Consider the following 16,441-nt stretch of genomic DNA (forward strand, 5'->3'; position numbering starts at 1 on the left):
ACTTTACACACGCCCAGGACGCCACGCAAATCGGCATCGTGAGCACATGGATCCGCGAAAATCCGGGGAATTAGGGGCCACCGGGGCAGGAATCCAAGCGCCAGCGTCGGAAGTGGCGCATGTGCTCTTTGTCACCGTCACGACCCCGTCAGTCAGCTGCGATTAAACGCAAGAAGGGCCGGCAACCACTTGGTTGCCGGCCCTTCTTCAAGCCACTGGTGTCAGGAGTACTGAATTACCAGGAAGACTTCGTGATGCCCGGGAGCTCACCGCGGTGAGCCATGTCGCGGAAGCGAACACGGGAGATACCGAACTTCTGGAACGTACCGCGGGGGCGGCCGTCGATGATGTCGCGGTTACGCAGGCGGACCGGCGAGGCATTGCGGGGCAGCTTCTGCAGGCCGAGGCGTGCGGCTTCGCGTGCTTCATCGGTTGAGTTGGGGTCAACCAGGGCCTTCTTCAGTTCAAGGCGCTTTGCAGCGTAACGCTCGACGATGACTTTACGCTGTTCGTTCTTAGCGATCATTGACTTCTTAGCCATGTGTTTAGCGCTCCTCTCGGAATTCGACGTGCTGGCGGATTTTGGGATCGTACTTCCGCAGGACCATACGGTCCGGGTCGTTACGACGGTTCTTGCGCGTCACGTAGGTGTAACCCGTGCCCGCGGTCGACTTGAGCTTGATGATCGGACGTACGTCCTTGTCCTTTGCCACTAGAGCTTCACTCCTCGTGCCAGGATGGCGGCGACGACTACGTCAATGCCGCGTACGTCGATGGTCTTGATGCCACGTGCAGAGACCTGCAGGGTGACGTTGCGGCGCAGGGACGGAACCCAGTAGCGCTTCTTCTGGATGTTCGGGTCGAACCGGCGCTTGTTGCGGCGGTGCGAGTGCGAAATGCTGTGTCCAAAGCCCGGCTCGGCTCCGGTCACCTGGCAGTGTGCTGCCATGACGACTCTCCTCATGAAAATAAAATGAAACGGCTGGCGGAGTTCCGCATAACCGTGCGACAGGCGGCGTCCGCATCCAGCTCCCACAAGCGACGCGCAGCCGGCGGATAACCGGTAAACCGGCTTCAGTCCTCAACTGCGGCGAAGATTATGGGTCACGGGCACCGGGCGGTGATAACCACAAGGGAATCTCTGCGACGTGCCGGGATGCTGGGCGAATACAGGAGTGCACGCAACTTGAGCCCCTAACTACCGGCCACCGGAGGGACCTGATTTCTCAGCCGTTTCCGCCAACCGGAGCAATTGCGCACGCTCCGCGCCACCTAGCGCCTACCAAGTCTACGAGCTTGGTGAATTAAAGACCAATCCGGGCCCGGAGGGTGTATAAGCGGGCACCGTGCGGCGGCTCCCTAGTCACATCAGCAACGTAGTCCTTTCACAGCAAAATGATAGGCAACGGGCAGACGCTGGATCCATGAACCCACCATCCCAGACTGCCGTGGAGCCCTTGACCCGGCGGGTGACAGCCGCCGGCAATCCCTTCCAAGGGCAGTACCGCAGGCGGCTGCTCCGAGCCGACCTCCTCACCGTGATCGCCTGGGCGTCACTGGCCGGAGCGGTGGCTTTGTGGCTGGCCGACGGGGGCGCCGCCGGATTCTCAAGCGTTGCCGGGGCGTTCACGGCCGTGGGGATCGTGGCCGGGCTCGCCGGCATGGATCTGGTGCTGCTCATGCTGCTCCTCGCGGCCCGCCTTCCGATCATCGACGGCGCTGTGGGCCATGACCGGGCACTCGAATTCCACCGCAAACTCGGGAAACCGTCCCTGTACCTCCTGCTGGCGCACGGCGTCCTGCTCGCGATCGGCTACGGTCTGGCGGAAGGGATCGATCCGTTCAGCGAGGCGGTCGCCCTATGGGTCCTGGTCCCCGACATGTGGCTGGCGTTTGTCTCCCTTGCGCTGTTCCTCGCGGTGGTCGTCACCTCCCTGGTGGCCGTCCGCCGCCGGTTCCCCTATGAGTTCTGGTACGCCGTCCACCTGCTGACCTACGCCGCCGTGCTGACCTCGCTGCCGCACCAGTTCAGCGTCGGAGGGCTGTTCGCCGAGGGCACCTGGCAGCGCTGGTACTGGCTGGCTGTGTGCATCGCCACGGGTGCGGCGCTGCTGCACTACCGCGTCCTTGAGCCGATTGTCGCCACCGTCCGGCACCAGCTGCGGGTCAGCCGAGTCGTGGCCGCGGGCCACGGCGTGGTGAGCATCGAAATGACGGGCCGGCACCTCGACGAGCTGGCCGGCAGCGGCGGGCGGTTCTTTATCTGGCGCTTCCTCGCCCCTGGCCAGTGGTGGCACCCGCATCCCTTCAGCCTCTCCGCGGAGCCGCTGCAGTTCGACGTCGACGGCGGCGGCCGGCTAAGGATTACGGTCCGTAACCTCGGCAGGGGTTCGGCGGCCCTGGCCAGGCTGAAGCCCGGCACCCGGGTAGTGGTCGAAGGTCCGTACGGGCTCTTCAGTACCGCGGCCCGCAGCCGGGCGCGCGTCGTGATGATTGGAGCCGGCATCGGCATCACCCCCATCCGCGCCCTGCTCGAGAACACCCCCTTCGCCCCAGGTGACGCGACCGTGATTCTGCGCGGCCACAGCCAGTCCGGGCTGTATCTCGGCGAGGAAATCCTGGAGCTCTGCCGGCGCCGCGGCGCCACACTTTTCCATTTGACCGGCCGCCGGCCCCGCGGTGTCCGGACCTGGCAGCCGGAAGCGGAGGTGCGCGCCGGCTACCGGCTGTCGAGCTACGCCCCCCACATCGCCGACGCTGACATCTACGTCTGCGGACCGGCCGGCTGGGCAAAAAACGTCCTCGATGACGCACGCCGGGCGGGCGTGCGGGAAGAACAACTCCACTACGAAAGGTTCGACTGGTGAGAATTCGTGCAGTAGTTTCAGCAACCCTGGCCTCGGTCGGGATTCTTGTGGCCGGCTGGCAGTCCGGAACCCACGTCGCCGGCACGGCGAGCGCCGTCGGCACATCAGCCGGCTCCGCCGGGGCCGGTTCCACGGGCGCAAGCTCCGCCGGCCCGGGGTCGAGCGGTTCCGCCGGGAGTTCAGCGCAGTCCTCGGGAACCACCGGAAGCTCCGGGTCTGCCGGTTCGTCCGGCACGACCGGTTCCACCGGCGCGGCGGCGAAGGCCGGCGGCACCTTCGCCGGCGACGTCGTGCAGACCCGTTTCGGTCCGGTCCAGGTGCAGATCACCGTCAGCGGCGGCAGCATATCCGATGTCACCGCGCTCCAACTCACGGATGACGGCGGCCGATCGGTGCAGATCAGCCACTACGCCGCGCCCCTGCTGCGCGATGAGGTCCTCCAGGCCCAATCAGCCAACGTGCAGACCATCAGCGGAGCCACCGTCACCAGTGACGCTTACCTGACCTCGCTCCAGGCAGCCCTTGATGCAGCCCACCTCTGAGCTGGGCCGGCCGGACCTGTCGGCCAAAACCTTCCAGTGCATGGGGACCGTCGTCAGCCTCACGTTTCCCGCCGCAACCGTGGGCTTGTCCCCGGCGGCGGCCGCCGCGCTGGCAGACGCCACCGGCGTCGTCGAGCGGTGCTTCCGGGAACTGGACGCCCGCTTCAGCCTCTACCGGCCCGAGTCCGAGGCCAGCCGACTGGCGCACGGCGAACTGTCGCTGCGCGCGGCGTCGCAGGAGTTCCGGGACCGGTACGCCGAGGCCGCCGAATGGCGGCTGCTCACTGAGGGGGCGTTCACGCCGGAACGGCCGGACGGCGTGCCGGACCTGTCGGGGCTGGTGAAGGGGGTTGCGATCAAGGAAGCCGGAGCCGCGCTGCACTCTCTGGGGTTTGGCGACTGGTGCCTGAACGCCGGCGGTGATGTGCTGGTGGCAGGTTCGCCCATCGCGGGCAGCAGTTCGTCGTGGCAGGCCGGAATTGTCGATCCCCAGGACCGCAGGACCCTGATTGCAGCGTTCCCGCTGGACGGCGGCGCCGGCTTCGGCGCCCTGGCCACCTCCGGCTCTGCCGAACGCGGCGACCACATCTGGACCCGCGGGTCCGGGGCCAGCGAATTCCGCCAGGTCTCGGTCGCCGCCGCTGATATTGTCACCGCCGACGTGCTCGCGACGGCAGTCGTGGCGGGCGGCTCCCGAATGCTCAACCGCGCGACAAGCGGCTGGAACGTTGAGGTGCTGGCCGTCCGGACCGACGGCGGCATCCTAGCGACGCCGGGGTTCCGCGCCTAGGCAGGCACGACGACGGGCCCTCCCCCGGGGCCGTTACTGCTGCTCCTGCTCCTGCCCCTGCCCCATTGCGGGGAGTGTGTTCGAGGCTGCGACGCGGGAGTACCAGAGCCCGCTCGCCTTGGGAATGCGCCGCTGCGTTTCGTAGTCGACCCGGACCAGCCCGAAGCGCTGGTGATACCCGAACGCCCACTCAAAGTTGTCCAGCAGGGACCACGCGAAATATCCGCGGACGTCCACGCCGTCGGCCAGTGACTCGTGCAGTTCCCGCAGGTGCGCATCGAAGAACTCCAGCCGTGCCCGGTCATCCACGAACCCGTCGGCATCGGGAACGTCCTCGAAGGCGGCACCGTTTTCGGTGATGTATATCGGGATCCCGGTCGGTCCGGTGTAGTCGCGCTGCAGCCGGTTCAGCAGCCGGCGCAGGCCCTCGGGCTGGATCTCCCATCCCATCCCGGTGACGGGGAGCCCGCGCGGGACCTGCCGGACGCCGTCGGCAGCGACCAATGGTGACGCGGGAGCTGCTGCAGCCGGGTTGTCCGGTCCCTGCTCCGGGTCCGTTGTGAAAGCGTCGCCGTGGTAATAATTGACGCCCAGCACGTCGACGGGCTCCGAAATGATGTCCAGGTCCCCGGGCAGGACGACGTCGGCCATGCCGAGGTGGGCCACGTCGGCGAGCACGTCGGCGGGGTACTCGCCGCGGAAGAGCGGGTCCAGGAAGAGCCGGTTGGACTGGCCGTCGACTCTGCGCGCCGCGTCCACGTCCCCTTCCCGGACCGGGTCCGCGGGATCGGCGACCGTCAGGTTCAGCGTGACGCCCAGGGTCGCCCCGGGATCGCGCCGGCGGAGTTTCCGGACGGCCAACCCGTGGCCCAGCAGCAGGTGGTGGGCAGCCGCGAGCGCCGCGGCCGGGTCCCGGCGGCCGGGGGCGTGGATCCCGGCGGCGTAGCCCAGGAAGGCGGAGACCCAGGGTTCGTTGAGCGTGGTCCAGATCCGGACCCTGTCGCCGAGCGCCTCGTGCATCACCGCGGCATAGGCCGCGAAACGCTCGGCCGTCTCCCGCGTGGCCCAGCCCCCCTTGTCCTCCAGTGCCTGCGGCAGGTCCCAGTGGTACAGCGTGACCCAGGGTGTGATGCCTGCGGCGAGCAACTGGTCAACCAGCCGCGAGTAGAACGCGATGCCTTCCGCATTCGGGGTCACACCGTCGGGCATGCAGCGGGCCCAGGAGATGGAAAAGCGGTAGGCCGCGAGGTTCAGGTCCTGCATCAGCCCGACGTCCTGGGCCGAGCGGTGGTAGTGGTCGCAGGCGACGTCGCCGTTGTGGGCATCCGCGACGGCCCCGGGCACCCGGCAGAACACATCCCAGATGGATTCCCCGCGGCCTCCCTCGTGGGCGGCGCCTTCGATCTGGTACGCCGCGGTGGCAGCTCCCCACAGGAAGCCGGCAGGAAAGGCGAGGGGGCTGCTGTTCATCCTGGTGCTGCTCCTTGCATCGGACTAGCCGGCGTAGTGCTAGAGGCGGGTGAGCTGAGGATACCGCGGCGAGAGGCCGTCGCCGGAGGACTTGCCGGTGACCCGGCGCATCACCCACGGCCCGGCGAACTCGCGGACCCAGCGGGCGTTCGCCCGGAGCGCCTCGGAGCGGCTCAGTTCCGGAACCGGCGTCATCGGCGGGACGTCGATCGAGTGGTTGTGCTCCAGCACGGTCAGGACGCGCTTGGCCATGTTGGCGTGGCCGGCGGCGGACATGTGCATGCGGTCGGTGGCCCACATGCCCCAGTCGTAGTACTCGCTAAACCGCCAATAATCCACCAGCAGCGCATCGTGGTCTCCGGCGATCCCGCGGACCAGCTCGTTGTAGATGGCCGTGCGGCCGCGCATGGTGCCAAAGACCTTGGAGCCGCGGGCGTCGAAGCCGGTGAACATCACGACGGTGGCGCCGGCGGCCTTCAGTTTGCGGATGCCGGCGTCGTATTCCACCAGCAGGTCGTCGATGTCGATCTTGGGACGGAGGATGTCATTGGCGCCGGCGTAGATGGTCACCAGGGTGGGTTTGAGCTCGACGGCAGCATCCACCTGCTCTGCCATGATCTGGCGGAGCTTCCGGCCGCGGATGGCGAGGTTGGCGTAGCCAAAGCCGGGGTCGGCCGAGCCCAGCTGCTCGGCAACCCGGTCCGCCCAGCCCCGGACACCGTTGGGGCGGGCCGGGTCGTCGTCGCCGACGCCTTCCGTGAAGGAGTCTCCGAGTGCAACGTAGCGGGCTGTGAAATCCATGGATTCAGTCTGCCAGAGCCCGCCTGGGTGGCTCACACCAGGGAATCGCGGCAGCCGCTATTCCCGGATCCGGACCGCCGTTTCTCGCAGGTACTGCTCCACCCGGGTGTAGGCGTCCCGGGTCAGGGCTTTCCACAGGGCAATGGCCAGGCGAGGGTCGGCGGCTTCCAACTCGGCGATCGCCTCCACACTAAGCACCATGACCTCCACCGGCCCCACTGCCCGGACAGTGGTTTCCTGCCGGTTGCCACTGCCCAGCGCCAGTTCGCCAAAAGTCATCCCGGCACTGAGGGTGTTCAGCTTGACCCGGTCCGCGGTGGGACCGGGGGACGTGCTGCTGACCTTTCCGGAGGTGATGAAGTAGACTCCGCCGAACCGCAGACCGACGCGCCGGATGACGTCGCCGTCGTCATAGGATTTCGGCGTCATCAGCGCTTCCAGCGCCGCCGCCTCCGCTTCCTCCAGCGGTGCCAGCGCGGGCGAGGCGGTGACGGGAACGTGGTCCGGGATCAGCAGATGGTCCCCGTGGCGCTCCAGCAGGCGGTTTTCGCAGTATTCGACGGCGGCGCTCCGTGTTGTGAAGGACGGAACCGGGCGCTCGCTTGACGTTGCCAGGGCTTCGGTGACCGACCCGTCCGCCTCAACCAGCACCAGGTCGCGCCCGGCGTCGGCCATCCCCTGCCTAATTCTGGCCAGCGTACGCACTGCGACCTCGCTGACCTGGTCCGTGCGCCGCATGTCCAGGATCACCAGCTCGACGTCGTCGGCCAGGCCGCTGACCTCACGCACCATGGATTCAGTCCCGGCGAAGAGAAGGTCGCCGTTGAGTTCGATCACCCGGGCCCGGTGGCCGTGGGCACGCAGGACATCGGCGGCCTCGTCGTTGCGGCGGATGCCCGAAGGTGTTTCGGTAACGTCGTAGGCGGCGAGGATGGCGGACCGGCCCGCCCGGGCCGCCCGGACGAAGTGGAGTTCCATGTCGCGGGAGAGTCGCTGCGCGGTGGCCAGCCCGCGGACGCTGCTGCCGTGCTCATCCAGCGGCGGTGAGTAGACCGCCAGGCCCACCTGGCCGGGCAGCACGGCGATGATGCCGCCCGCTACCCCGCTCTTGCCCGGCATCCCCACGCTGCTGATCCAGGCGCCGGCGTCGTCGTACATGCCGGAGGTCATCATCACGGACAGCACTCGCTCCACGGGCCCGATCTCAAGCACCTGTTTGCCGCTGAGCGGGTTCCGGCCGCCGTTGGCCAGCGTAGCCGCCATGACCGAGAGGTCGAAGCAGTTCACCAGGACCGAGCACTGCCGGAAGTAGTCCTGCAGGACCGGTGTCGGGTCGTCTTCGATGATGTTGAAGGAGCGAAGCAGGTAGGCGAGGGCTGTATTGCGGTGGCCGTGTTTGAGCTCGGATTCGTAGACCTGCTCGTTGACCGAGAGCTGACGGCCTGCGAACCCGGAGTACGTGCTGAGTATCCGTTTGAACCCGGACTGCCCGCCTGATCCCCTAATCAGGGAGGTGGCGGTGAGGGCCCCGGCGTTGATCATCGCGTTGGCAGGCCGCCCCGTCCCTTCGGCGAGGGAGATCTCGTTGAAGGAATCACCTGACGGTTCCACGTCGACCTTGGCATCCACGGCCTCGGCGCCAAGGTCCTCGAGTGCCAGTCCGTAGGTGAAGGGCTTGGAGATGGACTGGATAGTGAATTCCTCGCGGGTGTCACCGATTTCGTACACCTTGCCGTCAACGGTCGCGAGGGCGATGCCGAAGTTGTCCGGATCCACGTTGGCCATGGCCGGAATGGCGCTGTACGGCTTGCCGTCCTTGAGCAGCGCGATCTCGGCGTGGATCTGGCGCAGATAGCTGTCGATCGGCGATTCCATAATGCCAAGACTAGGGGACACCGGGCCGCTGGCCCCACGGGGGTCTCAGGCCCGTTTGTTCTCCCGCAGGATCCAGTGGCCGGCGTCGAGCCGGGACACGATCTTCTCGCCGATGCGGGCCAGGTCGGCGACGTCGTCCGGATCGAGGGCGTCCAGGAACAGCGAGCGGACCGCTTCGACATGCGCCGGGGCGAGCCCCACGATGGTGGCCATGCCGGCGTCGGTGAGGTGCGCCGTCGTGACCCGGGCGTCGCCGGGGTGCGGGCGGCGTTCCAGCCATCCACGGTTCTGGAGTTTGGTGACCACGTGCGAGAGCCGGGAAAGCGAGGCGCTGGTGCGCGCCGCGAGTTCGCTCATGGGCAGGTACCGGCCCTCGGCTTCGGAGAGCATGGCCAGGACGTTGTAGTCGAACAGCGAGAGTTTCCCGGCCGCATGCAGTTGCGTGTCCAAGGCGGCGGGCAGCAGCGTGTTGATGCTCAGCTGGGCCAGCCAGGCCCGGCGTTCGTCGGCATTGAGCCAGCGCGGTTCGGTCATGGCTCCATTCTATGAGCCTCGATGCTTGACGGTTCAACTTCGTGCCGTCTTTAGCGTCGGTCCAGGAGGTAGGCTGGCGCTATGTACGTAGTCTCCCTGACCTACAAGGTGCCTGACGAGATCGTCGACTTCCACCTCCCGGCACATGTCGCCTGGCTGCAGGACGCCTTCGACCGCGGCGTCTTCATGGTGGCCGGCCGCAAGATCCCCCGCACGGGCGGCCTCCTGCTCTCCAACGCCGACCGCGCCGATTTGGACGCCGCACTCGTCCAGGACCCCTTCTACGTCAATGGCGTCGCCGACTTCGACGTCGAGGAGTTCCACGCCAGCCGCGTCGCCCCCGGGTACGAGAACCTGCTGGACAGCTAGCTCAGCCCGGCAACAGCTTTTTCAGGCCGCCCTTCCGGGGCACCTTTACCGGTTCGGGCCAGCGCGGGCCGAGCTCATCCCCCAGCGTTACGCCGCGCAGCTTGCGGCCAAAGAGGGGAAGCACCCAGTCGTGCACCCAGCGGCGCTGCCGCCGTTCCCAGTCCCAAAGACCCAGCCTGGCCGGCGGCTCCCATTCCTTGGGGCTGATGTTGTGCGGCACGCCGAGCTGGTCCAGGACCTGGGCGGCGAGGTACTTGTGGCCGGCCTTAGACATGTGGAGCCGGTCCGTATCCCACATCCGGGGGTCGTGGAAGGCGTCAAAGCACCAGTAGTCCACCAGGACCGCGCCGTACCAGGCGGCCAGTTCCCGGACCCGCCGGTTGTAGAGGGTGTTGCGCCTTTTCAGTGGCTCCAACAGCACCGAGACTTTGACGTCGAACCCTGTGAACAGCACTACCGTGGCGCCGCTGGCAACGAGCCTGGCCACGAGGTATTCGTAGTCATCCATGAGGTCCTGGATGTCCGTGCCGAAGTCAAGGAGGTCGTTGCCGCCGGCATACAGGGTCACGAGGGTCGGTTTCATGGCCAGCGCCGGTTCCAGCTGCTCGGCAATGATGTGGCGCAGCCGCTTGCTTCTGATGGCGAGGTTGGCGTACTCCCATCCCGGTTGGGCCTTCGCCAGCTTCTCCGCCACCCGGTCCGCCCAGCCGCGGACCCCGTTGGGCAGCCGCTTGCTGCGGTCCCCCACGCCCTCGGTGAACGAATCCCCCAGGGCAACGTAGACCCGCCGCCCGTCCGGGCCCGGAAGCAAAGGTAATGACGCCACGCCAGCACGCTAGCCGTTCCACAAAACCGTCAGGCGACGGCCGGATTAACCCCAGATGTTCGGCTCTACGCGCCGCCGCCGTCCGGTCCCGGCGCAGGCTTAGTGCTCAGCCTTCCCCTGCCGCCAGTACCCCATGAACGCCACCTGCTTCCGGTCGATCCCCACGTCCCGCACCAGGTAGCGCCGCACCTCCTTGACGGTGCCCGCTTCGCCGGCGATCCAGGCGTAAAAGGGCAGGGAACCGGCGGCCCTGTCGGGGTTCCGGCCCGCTCGAACCGCGCGGGCATCCAACCGGGCCGGGGTTTCCCACAGAATGTCCCGGTCCACGTTGACGTCCTCGGGCTCCGGCCCGGCGGCAGGGTGCGGGAAGGTGGCGCCCACCCAGCCTGGCTCCGGTACGGCGGCACGGACCGCCGCCCGGAGCAGTTCCCCGTGCGGGCGGGGTCCGTTGGCTGCCCCGCGGGCCAGCCAGGTGACGTCGACGTCGGCCGCCGAGCTGAGGTCCTGGAAGTCGGCCGCCGACGGAACCTCAAGGAAGGCGTGGCCGCTCAGGTACGGCGGGAGGCTTTCGAGGATGGCAGCGATGGCCGGAACCGCTGTTTCGTCCCCGGCCAGCAGCACGCGCTGGGCCAGACCCGGGCGCCATTCAATGCCGGCGTAGCTTTCCGCCGTGACGCAGTGGGCGGCCCGGTTGTTCGGCCCGATGAGGATCAGGGTGTCACCGGGCCTGGCGTTCACAGCCCACTTGGCCGCGGGACCGCCGTGTCCGGACGCGTCCAGGTGCAGCACGAAGTCGACGTCGATCTCCGGGTACACGGCGTCCAGGCGCGCCTGCCGCACGGTGTAAGTCCGCATTGAGCCGCGGACGGCCGGGTCCAGGGCAAGCCACTCGCTGTACCAGCCGGTGCGTTCGGTTTTGAGTTCGGGCAGCGGGACGTCGGTGCCGTCGGGGGCCTTGGAGGGGATCATCAGCTTGATCCGCAGGTCCAGCGTGCTGCCGTGCACACCGAACTGCCGGAGTGAGTAGCCGCCGAAGGTGATCCGCAGGAAGTTCGGGCTGAGCTGTTCAACGGCCGTGACCCGGACCTCAAAAGCCCGGGTCAGGGGTTCGGCCGCAGCCGGAGCGGACGCTGCCGCGGTGGCCAGGGGCGGGGGAAGCGTTGCGGTCATGGGATCAGCTCCAGCTGCGGGTCGGGTTTTCGGCGGACGGCGCTGGGGCCGCTCCGTGATGGCGGCCGAGGGGGACGATCATGGGCGTGCCGGAGACGGGGTCGGGTACCACGCGGGATTCCAAGCCGAACGCCTCGCGGACCAGCGCCTCGGTGATCACCGTCCGTGCGTCGCCTTCGGCCACGATCCGTCCGTCCTTCATGGCGATGACGTGGTCCGCGTAGCGCGCGGCCAGGTTCAGGTCGTGCAGCACGATCGCCACAGTGGTGCCGCGCTGGCGGTTCAGGTCCGTCAGCAAGTCCAGGACTTCGACCTGGTGCGCGAGGTCCAGGTAGGTGGTGGGTTCATCGAGCAGCAGCACCTCGGTTTCCTGGGCCAGGGCCATCGCGATCCACACGCGCTGGCGCTGCCCGCCGGAGAGTTGATCCACCGTCCGGTCCGCAAGCTCCAGCGTGTCCGTGGCCGACATTGCGCGCTGCACGGCCCGCTCGTCCTGCGGTGACCCGGCGGCCGGCCAGCCGCGGAAGAGGCCCTGGTGCGGGAAGCGGCCGCGGCCCACGAGGTCCCGAACGGTGATGCCGTCGGGCGCCGTCGGGTGCTGGGGAAGCAGGCCGAGGGTGCGGGCAACCTCCCGGGCCGGCCGCGCGTGGATGTCCCTGCCGTCGAGGGCCACCGTCCCGGCCGCGGGCTTCAGCAGCCGGGACAGGGCCCGGAGCAGCGTCGATTTTCCGCAGGCGTTGGCCCCGACGATCATGGTCAGCTTGCCCTCGGGGATGCCGGTGGACAGCCCGTCGATGACGGTCCGCTGGTCGTATTTGAGGCTCAGGCCGGAGGCTTGCAGGGTAGCCATTCAGGCATCCTTTCGGTTGGCCGTGACCAGGAGCCACAGCAGGAACGGCGCACCCAGGGCGCCGGTGACGACGCCGACGGGCAGGACGGTGCCGCCCAGCAGGAGCGGGGCCAGGTTCGCCGCCAGGAAGTCCGCGGCCAGAACGATCAGCATTCCGGCCAGGGCCGAGGCCGGCAGACTCGCTTTGCGGACAAAGCGGCGGGAAACCGGGCCGGCGAGGAAGGCTACGAATGCGACCGGTCCGGCCGCCGCCGTCGCCACGGCGGAGAGGGCCACGGCGGTAACGACGACCGCGAGCCGGGTGGTGCCGACGCGGACGCCCAGGCCCGAGGCGGTATCTTCGCCGAGTTCGAGGATGCGCAACGGGCCGGCGATGACGGCGACGGCCGGCACCAGCACGAGCAGTGCCATCCCGAGGACTCCTGCCCGCTCCCAACTGGCGGCGTTGAGCGAGCCGTTGAGCCAGACAAGGGCGTCGGCTGCTGTGCGGATGTCCGCCCGGGTCATCAGGAAACTGACCACCGCCTGCAGGGCGGCGGCGATTCCCACCCCCGCCAGGATCAGCCGGTTCCCGGCCGCTCCCCTGCCGGCCGGGGAGCCGGAGGACCTGCGGCCGGAAATGGCATAGATAAGGGCCGCGACGCCGAGCGCGCCGGCGAGGGCCGCTCCCGACACGGCGGTCCCGGCGGCGCCGTACACCACGATCGCGGTGACGGCAGCGGCGCTGGCACCGTAGCTGATGCCGATCACGTCCGGGCTGGCCAACGGGTTGCGCAGCATCGTCTGGAACAGTGCCCCGGAGAGGCCGAACGCCGCGCCGACCAACCCGCCGACCACAGCCCGCGGCAGCTTGTGTTCCATCACGATGAAGCTCGCACCGGGGATCTTCGCGCCGCCGGTGACGTGGGCTGCCAGGATAGTGAAGAAGTCCGGGACCGTGACGGTGTAGCCGCCCAGCAGGATGCTCGCCGCGAACAGGGCCGCCGCCGCGAGGGCCAGCGCCGCGGTCCGGACGGGCATCCTCCGCCGAGGTGGCAGATGGCGCCGATATTTGCGCCGATCACTGCCGCGAGGTGCCGCTTCGGCGGGGAAGACCGGGGCGGGAGGTGCGGTCTTTGGGCCGGTGCTCACAGTCCGGCTCCTTTGCTCCGGCGGACCAGCCAGACGAAGACGGGCGCACCCACCAGCGCGGTCATGATCCCGGCCGGAACCTCGCCGGGCGGCAGGATGACGCGGCCGGCGACGTCGGCTGCGAGCAGCAGCGCCGGCGCGAGCACCATCGAGAACGGCAGGATCCAGCGGTAGTCGGGGCCGGTCAGGAAGCGGACGGCGTGCGGAACCACCAGGCCCACGAAGCCGATCGGTCCCGCCAGCGCCGTTGCCGAACCGCAGAGCAGGACCACGCCGAGGGCCGTCATGCCCCGGGTCAGGCCAACGCGCTGGCCGAGGCCGCGGGCGAGGTCATCACCCAGCGCCAGTGCGTTGAGGTTCCGGCCGGTCCCGAGCACAATGGCCGCACCCAGCAGCAGGAACGGCATTCCGGCGTGGAGCGCGGACCAGTCCCGGCCCGCGATCCCCCCGACCTGCCAGAACCGGAAGCGGTCCAGGGTGTCCTGGCTGGAGACGAGGATGATGTTCATGAGCGAATACAGCCCCGCGCTCAGGGCAGCCCCCGCCAACGCCAGCTTGATCGGCGTCGCACCGTCCCTGCCCAGCGACGCGATCAGGTACACGAGCGCGGCGGCCGCAGCGGCCCCGGCAAAGGCACACCAGATGTAGCCGGACAGCGAGGAGATCCCGAACACGTAGATTCCGGTAACGACTGCCAGCGCCGCCCCGGCGTTGACGCCGATGATGCCGGGATCGGCCAGCGGGTTGCGCGTCACACCCTGCATTGCCGCCCCGGCCAGGCCCAGGGCGCCGCCGGCCAGCAGGCCAAGAACGGTGCGCGGAATGCGGGCGTGGACCACGGCGTGGTCGCCGTCGGCCGGATTGAAAGCGGCCAGCGCCTGCCATACGGTCCCCGGGCCAAGGCCCCGGGCTCCAACGGCGAGGGATGCGGCGGCCACCAGCGCCAAGACGACGGCGGCCGCCAGCAGCCAGGCGGTCCGGCGGACCGCTGCAGAACCGGATGCCGACGCCGGCCCATCCGGCGCAGCGCAGGGCTTCCGGGCAGCACAGTCTTCCGGTGCAGCGCAGGGCTCCGGTGCTCCAGGACTGCCCGGCGTTGCCGGACGCGCCGTCGTCGTCAGCGGCATCATGGTACGGCGCCTACTTCGCCGCGGCGGCTTTGTCCGCCGCGGTCGCCAGCTGCGGCAGGAACCTGTCCAGAGCCCAGGGCAGGCTCAGCGGCGAGGACGCCGAGATGGACAGCGTGAGGGTGTTGTCCGAATCGGCGACCAGGGCACCGGTCTTGAGGGCCGGAATCTGGCCAAGCAAGGGGTCGTTCTTGATGGAATCCGCGGTTTTCGCGTCGGGAACCCAGGTCACGAAGACGTCGGAGTTGAGCTCGTTCGCCTTCTCTGCCGACCACGGGATGAAGAAGTCCTTGGAGTTTCTGGACTTCTCCTCGACCACCGGGGCCAGCTTCATGCCGATCTCGCTGAGGAAGCGGGGGCGGTTGTCATTGGCGGTGTAGACGTTGATGCCGTCGCTCTTGGCCGGCTCGAGGTTGCCGTATATGAAGGTCTTGCCCGCCAGTTGGGGGTACTGCGCGACCTTGTCCTTGATGGTTCGCTCAGTGTCGGCGATGAGTTTGCCGGCCTCCGCCGCCTTGCCCAGGGCCTTGCCGATGACGGCCGTGGAATCCTGCCAGGACGTGCCGTAGGCGACCTCCGGCTGGGCTACGACGGGGGCGATTTCGCTGAGCTTCTTGTAGTCCTCCGCGGTCAGGCCGGAGTAGGCGCCGAGGATGACGTCCGGGTTGAGCTTGGCAATCTCGGTGAAGTTGATGCCGTCGGCCTCGGAGTACTGGGCCGGGGCCTTCGCCGAGCCGAACGCGGCGCCGGACTGGGTCAGCGCGGCGTCCTTCCAGGGCGTGGACCCCTGCGCGTTGCCACCCCATTCATTCTTCGGGACACCTACCGGAACCACGCCAAGGGCCAGGGCGACGTCGTCGTTGACCCAGGAAACCGTGACGACCCGCTGGGGCTGTTCCTTGATGGTTGTCTCGCCATAGACGTTCTTGATGGTCACCGGGAACCCGGAGCCGGGAACCGGGGCGGCAGCGTCACCCGCCGGCGACACCACCGGTCCGGTGGAGCAGGCACTCAAGCCCAGTCCGACGGCGGCCAGCAGAGCCGCCGTCCGAAGGGCGGTCCTGCGGCGGGGGCGGCCGTCGGAAGGGCCGGTGGGACGGCGGAAGATGGCGGAAGCCACGGAACTCCTTAGGTAAGTGAAGACGACCTAAGTAAGGCTAGCCTATCCTCGCTATAATTACGCAAGGTTTGAGTAACGTAATTACCTCGGTTGCGCTCCACTCCGGAGCGGAGCGTGGAACTGGACAGGACTGGGCCGGTTTTGCAAGGATGGGCGCGGCCGGCAGTTCGGGACCGGCCCGGAATTCACAAGCACGATTGATGGCACGGATTGATGGGGAAGTGAGCATGGGCATCACGATGATGACTGTTGCCGCGGTTAGCGGGGTGGCCGCTCTGGCCTGCTACGCGCCCGCACAGTCGCCAGCCCCTCCCGAAGGATCCGCTCCCGCCGCGGACTGAGTCCACGGGAACGCCCAGATTCCATCGGAGTCGCGCAGGCTGGCAGCCCCCTGCCCTCCTCCCGCCTTGGCGCTACTGTGCCGCCCGGCGGGGACCCTTTGATTCCGAAAGACTCCGACATGCAAAAAATCACCGTCCAGCAAGTCCGCTCGTCGTTCATCAACGCGAGCCGGTCAGAAGCCGCCAAGCTCAACCTGCCCAAAAATTTCGACACCCTGGACTGGGAGAGCCTCGACTTCCTCGGCTGGCGCGATGCGAAGATGCCATTGCGCGGCTATCTGCTGCTGCCCGGCCCGAAGGGCCCCACCGGAATCATGCTCCGGGCCCCTGAAGGCGGCGCCAAGAAAAACCGGTCCGTGCTGTGCGAGCTGTGCCGCGACATCCACTCCAAGGATGATGTGCTGCTGTGGGTGGCCAAGCGGGCCGGGCAGTCCGGCCGCAACGGCAACACCGTGGGCACTTTGATCTGCGCCGAATTCGGGTGCTGCCGCAACGTGCGGGTGGAACCCCCGGCCAACGAGATCAACCCGGACCCGGCCGCCGTGGTCCGCCGACAGATCGACGGGCTGGTGGGCCGGACCGCCCAGTTCCTGGACCGCGTCCGCGGAACCTAGCCCGGCGCCCGCAA

At 68.2% G+C, this 16,441-nt stretch carries 18 protein-coding genes; 5 read left to right on the forward strand and 13 right to left on the reverse strand.

The annotated features are described in order from the left end of the window. Positions 1–235 precede the first annotated feature (235 nt). The 3 genes from rpsN to rpmB are packed head-to-tail and all read right to left on the reverse strand — an operon-like array spanning position 236 to position 949. Complete coding sequence (gene rpsN / locus ACUYM2_RS17340) at positions 236–541, reverse strand: 30S ribosomal protein S14 (RefSeq protein ID WP_043485315.1); 306 nt, start codon at positions 539–541, stop codon at positions 236–238. A 4-nt stretch (positions 542–545) separates the two neighbouring features. Continuing rightward, complete coding sequence (gene rpmG, locus ACUYM2_RS17345; RefSeq protein WP_056737121.1) at positions 546–713, reverse strand: 50S ribosomal protein L33; 168 nt, start codon at positions 711–713, stop codon at positions 546–548. Further along, complete coding sequence (rpmB, locus tag ACUYM2_RS17350) at positions 713–949, reverse strand: 50S ribosomal protein L28 (protein WP_011693744.1); 237 nt, start codon at positions 947–949, stop codon at positions 713–715. Before rpmB ends, rpmG begins: the two co-directional genes overlap by 1 nt. Positions 950–1,424: 475 nt before the next feature. Between rpmB and ACUYM2_RS17355 the strand changes: the two genes are divergently transcribed. From ACUYM2_RS17355 to ACUYM2_RS17365, 3 genes are read left to right on the forward strand one after another with little or no spacing between them, the layout of a single operon-like run. Next, entirely contained in the window at positions 1,425–2,867 is a 1,443-nt protein-coding gene (locus ACUYM2_RS17355; RefSeq protein ID WP_481601184.1) for a ferredoxin reductase family protein, read from the forward strand. Continuing rightward, positions 2,864–3,409 (forward strand): FMN-binding protein, encoded by a 546-nt coding sequence (locus ACUYM2_RS17360; protein WP_481601185.1) that lies wholly within the window; start codon positions 2,864–2,866, stop codon positions 3,407–3,409. The genes ACUYM2_RS17355 and ACUYM2_RS17360 overlap by 4 nt, the downstream gene beginning before the upstream one ends. After that, entirely contained in the window at positions 3,393–4,199 is an 807-nt protein-coding gene (locus ACUYM2_RS17365) for an FAD:protein FMN transferase (protein WP_481601186.1), read from the forward strand. The genes ACUYM2_RS17360 and ACUYM2_RS17365 overlap by 17 nt, the downstream gene beginning before the upstream one ends. A gap of 33 nt (positions 4,200–4,232) precedes the next feature. Here ACUYM2_RS17365 and ACUYM2_RS17370 read toward each other — a convergent pair whose 3' ends face one another. From ACUYM2_RS17370 to ACUYM2_RS17385, 4 genes are read right to left on the reverse strand one after another with little or no spacing between them, the layout of a single operon-like run. Further along, entirely contained in the window at positions 4,233–5,669 is a 1,437-nt protein-coding gene (locus tag ACUYM2_RS17370) for a GH1 family beta-glucosidase (RefSeq protein ID WP_481601187.1), read from the reverse strand. A gap of 39 nt (positions 5,670–5,708) precedes the next feature. Beyond that, positions 5,709–6,470, reverse strand: a complete 762-nt coding sequence (locus ACUYM2_RS17375; protein WP_481601188.1) for an SGNH/GDSL hydrolase family protein — start codon at positions 6,468–6,470, stop codon at positions 5,709–5,711. Positions 6,471–6,527: 57 nt separating this feature from the next. Further along, positions 6,528–8,345, reverse strand: coding sequence for a glutaminase A (glsA, locus tag ACUYM2_RS17380; RefSeq protein WP_481601189.1), 1,818 nt, complete (start codon positions 8,343–8,345; stop codon positions 6,528–6,530). 45 nt (positions 8,346–8,390) lie between these two features. Continuing rightward, positions 8,391–8,879 (reverse strand): MarR family winged helix-turn-helix transcriptional regulator, encoded by a 489-nt coding sequence (locus ACUYM2_RS17385; RefSeq protein ID WP_346958912.1) that lies wholly within the window; start codon positions 8,877–8,879, stop codon positions 8,391–8,393. An 81-nt stretch (positions 8,880–8,960) separates the two neighbouring features. Between ACUYM2_RS17385 and ACUYM2_RS17390 the strand changes: the two genes are divergently transcribed. Then, positions 8,961–9,248: a YciI family protein gene (locus tag ACUYM2_RS17390; RefSeq protein WP_481601190.1), complete on the forward strand. Its 288-nt coding sequence runs from the start codon at positions 8,961–8,963 to the stop codon at positions 9,246–9,248. A 1-nt stretch (position 9,249) separates the two neighbouring features. Here ACUYM2_RS17390 and ACUYM2_RS17395 read toward each other — a convergent pair whose 3' ends face one another. The 6 genes from ACUYM2_RS17395 to ACUYM2_RS17420 form a co-directional block, all read right to left on the reverse strand. Continuing rightward, complete coding sequence (locus tag ACUYM2_RS17395; RefSeq protein ID WP_481601191.1) at positions 9,250–10,074, reverse strand: SGNH/GDSL hydrolase family protein; 825 nt, start codon at positions 10,072–10,074, stop codon at positions 9,250–9,252. Between the two features lie 99 nt (positions 10,075–10,173). Then, positions 10,174–11,244 (reverse strand): siderophore-interacting protein, encoded by a 1,071-nt coding sequence (locus tag ACUYM2_RS17400; protein WP_481601192.1) that lies wholly within the window; start codon positions 11,242–11,244, stop codon positions 10,174–10,176. A 4-nt stretch (positions 11,245–11,248) separates the two neighbouring features. Continuing rightward, complete coding sequence (locus tag ACUYM2_RS17405; RefSeq protein WP_481601193.1) at positions 11,249–12,094, reverse strand: ABC transporter ATP-binding protein; 846 nt, start codon at positions 12,092–12,094, stop codon at positions 11,249–11,251. Then, complete coding sequence (locus ACUYM2_RS17410) at positions 12,095–13,114, reverse strand: FecCD family ABC transporter permease (protein WP_481601194.1); 1,020 nt, start codon at positions 13,112–13,114, stop codon at positions 12,095–12,097. A 107-nt stretch (positions 13,115–13,221) separates the two neighbouring features. Beyond that, positions 13,222–14,352 carry a FecCD family ABC transporter permease gene (locus ACUYM2_RS17415; protein WP_481601519.1) on the reverse strand — a complete coding sequence of 377 codons (1,131 nt, stop codon included), beginning with the start codon at positions 14,350–14,352 and terminating at the stop codon, positions 13,222–13,224. A 13-nt stretch (positions 14,353–14,365) separates the two neighbouring features. Further along, complete coding sequence (locus tag ACUYM2_RS17420; RefSeq protein ID WP_481601195.1) at positions 14,366–15,472, reverse strand: iron-siderophore ABC transporter substrate-binding protein; 1,107 nt, start codon at positions 15,470–15,472, stop codon at positions 14,366–14,368. Positions 15,473–15,932: 460 nt separating this feature from the next. On the opposite strand from ACUYM2_RS17420, the gene ACUYM2_RS17425 reads away from it, so the two are divergent. After that, entirely contained in the window at positions 15,933–16,427 is a 495-nt protein-coding gene (locus ACUYM2_RS17425; protein ID WP_481601196.1) for an FBP domain-containing protein, read from the forward strand. The last annotated feature ends 14 nt before the right edge of the window (positions 16,428–16,441 follow it).

The sequence above is a fragment of the Arthrobacter sp. SD1074B genome (assembly GCF_056780195.1).

Bases quoted from the DNA above. Each gene is read 5' to 3' on its own strand.
- ACUYM2_RS17355 (WP_481601184.1), top strand. From the start codon at position 1,425: ATGAACCCACCATCCCAGACTGCCGTGGAGCCCTTGACCCGGCGGGTG.
- ACUYM2_RS17405 (WP_481601193.1), bottom strand. From the start codon at position 12,094: ATGGCTACCCTGCAAGCCTCCGGCCTGAGCCTCAAATACGACCAGCGG.
- rpmB (WP_011693744.1), bottom strand. From the start codon at position 949: ATGGCAGCACACTGCCAGGTGACCGGAGCCGAGCCGGGCTTTGGACAC.
- ACUYM2_RS17390 (WP_481601190.1), top strand. From the start codon at position 8,961: ATGTACGTAGTCTCCCTGACCTACAAGGTGCCTGACGAGATCGTCGAC.
- rpsN (WP_043485315.1), bottom strand. From the start codon at position 541: ATGGCTAAGAAGTCAATGATCGCTAAGAACGAACAGCGTAAAGTCATC.
- ACUYM2_RS17365 (WP_481601186.1), top strand. From the start codon at position 3,393: ATGCAGCCCACCTCTGAGCTGGGCCGGCCGGACCTGTCGGCCAAAACC.
- ACUYM2_RS17375 (WP_481601188.1), bottom strand. From the start codon at position 6,470: ATGGATTTCACAGCCCGCTACGTTGCACTCGGAGACTCCTTCACGGAA.
- ACUYM2_RS17370 (WP_481601187.1), bottom strand. From the start codon at position 5,669: ATGAACAGCAGCCCCCTCGCCTTTCCTGCCGGCTTCCTGTGGGGAGCT.
- glsA (WP_481601189.1), bottom strand. From the start codon at position 8,345: ATGGAATCGCCGATCGACAGCTATCTGCGCCAGATCCACGCCGAGATC.
- ACUYM2_RS17410 (WP_481601194.1), bottom strand. From the start codon at position 13,114: ATGCCCGTCCGGACCGCGGCGCTGGCCCTCGCGGCGGCGGCCCTGTTC.
- ACUYM2_RS17425 (WP_481601196.1), top strand. From the start codon at position 15,933: ATGCAAAAAATCACCGTCCAGCAAGTCCGCTCGTCGTTCATCAACGCG.
- ACUYM2_RS17400 (WP_481601192.1), bottom strand. From the start codon at position 11,244: ATGACCGCAACGCTTCCCCCGCCCCTGGCCACCGCGGCAGCGTCCGCT.
- ACUYM2_RS17415 (WP_481601519.1), bottom strand. From the start codon at position 14,352: ATGCCGCTGACGACGACGGCGCGTCCGGCAACGCCGGGCAGTCCTGGA.
- ACUYM2_RS17385 (WP_346958912.1), bottom strand. From the start codon at position 8,879: ATGACCGAACCGCGCTGGCTCAATGCCGACGAACGCCGGGCCTGGCTG.